2 protein-coding genes are annotated in these 1335 nt (G+C 72.1%); both read left to right on the top strand.

The features are described 5' to 3' along the window. Positions 1-7 precede the first annotated feature (7 nt). Positions 8-688 (top strand): protein TolQ, encoded by a 681-nt coding sequence (gene tolQ / locus J3P31_RS21140; RefSeq protein WP_210530515.1) that lies wholly within the window; start codon positions 8-10, stop codon positions 686-688. A gap of 15 nt (positions 689-703) precedes the next feature. Continuing rightward, positions 704-1192 (top strand): ExbD/TolR family protein, encoded by a 489-nt coding sequence (locus J3P31_RS21135; RefSeq protein WP_210530514.1) that lies wholly within the window; start codon positions 704-706, stop codon positions 1190-1192. The last annotated feature ends 143 nt before the right edge of the window (positions 1193-1335 follow it).

Here is a 1335-nt window from a genome sequence, read left to right as displayed (position 1 = left end):
CAGGCACATGGACCAGGCGACCGACTACACGATGTGGGGGCTGTTTGCCCACGCGACCTTTGCGGTGAAGCTCATCATGGTGGGGCTGATCGGGGCCTCGGTGTGGTGCTGGGGGGTGATCATCGACAAGCTGGTGCAGTACCGGCGGGCGCGGCGGGAGGCGGCGGTGTTCGACCGGGCCTTCTGGTCGGGCGAGCCCCTGGACGGGCTGTTCGAGCAGATCGGGCCCGAGCCCCGGGGGCGCAGCCAGCGCATCTTTGCGGCGGGCATGCTGGAATGGCGCCGGTCGCACCGGGAGGGCGGCGGGCTGATCGCGGGGGCGCAAAGCCGCATCGACCGGTCCATGGACGTGGCCATCGCCAAGGAAGGCGAGGCGCTGAGCCGCGGCCTGCCGGTGCTGGCCACCGTGGGCTCGACGGCGCCCTTCATCGGGCTGTTCGGCACGGTGTGGGGGATCATGAACAGCTTCATCGGCATCGCCGAGCAGCAGAACACCAACCTCGCGGTGGTGGCGCCGGGCATCGCCGAGGCGCTGCTGGCCACGGGGCTGGGCCTGCTGGCGGCCATTCCGGCGGTGATCTTCTACAACAAGCTCAGCTCGGACGCGAACCGCATCGTGGGGGGCTACGAGGCCTTCGCCGACGAGTTCTCGACCATTCTGTCGCGCCAGCTCGACGCGGCGGCCTGAGGGGGAGGACCAGCCATGGCCGCAGGCGTCATGAAGGGGCCCGAGCCCGGCTCGCACCGCCGCCGCCGCGCGCGCGGGCGCGCCCAGCCCATGGCCGAGATCAACATCACCCCCTTCGTGGACGTGATGCTGGTGCTGCTCATCATCTTCATGGTGGCCGCGCCGCTCATGACCGTGGGGGTGCCGGTGGAGCTGCCGCAGACCGCGGCCGCGGCCCTGCCCATGGACGAGGAGGAGCCGCTCACCGTCACGGTGACGGGCGAGGGCCAGCTCCTGATCCAGACCACCGAGGTGCCGGAGGCCGAGCTGGTGCCGCGCCTGCAGGCCATCGCCGCCGAGCGGACCTCGCCCCGCATCTACCTGCGCGCCGACGGCGCCAACGCCTGGGGCCGGGTGGCGCAGGTCATGGGCGCGCTCAACGCCGGGGGGTTCTCCGACATCGGCCTCGTCACCGACGCGGGCGGGCCCACCATGGGCGCCACGCCCCAGCTGCCCGAGGGCTGAGGCCAGGCCCATGACCCCCGGGGCATACATCTCCACCACCGCCCACGCGGCGCTGATCGCGTGGCTCCTGCTGGGCTGGGGCCTCGACAGCCCCCCCCTCGACTTCCAGCTCACCCCCGTCACCGCCGTCTCGGGGGAGGAAT

Source organism: Rubellimicrobium arenae (genome assembly GCF_017916275.1).
Taxonomy (GTDB): domain Bacteria; phylum Pseudomonadota; class Alphaproteobacteria; order Rhodobacterales; family Rhodobacteraceae; genus Rubellimicrobium; species Rubellimicrobium arenae.
The sequence above is the reverse complement of the archived record's forward strand: the minus strand, read 5'-3'. Positions and strand labels throughout refer to the sequence as shown.

What these genes read in the sequence shown, in the direction of transcription:
- tolQ (WP_210530515.1), top strand. Translation starts at nt 8, where the DNA reads ATGGACCAGGCGACCGACTACACGATGTGGGGGCTGTTTGCCCACGCG.
- J3P31_RS21135 (WP_210530514.1), top strand. Translation starts at nt 704, where the DNA reads ATGGCCGCAGGCGTCATGAAGGGGCCCGAGCCCGGCTCGCACCGCCGC.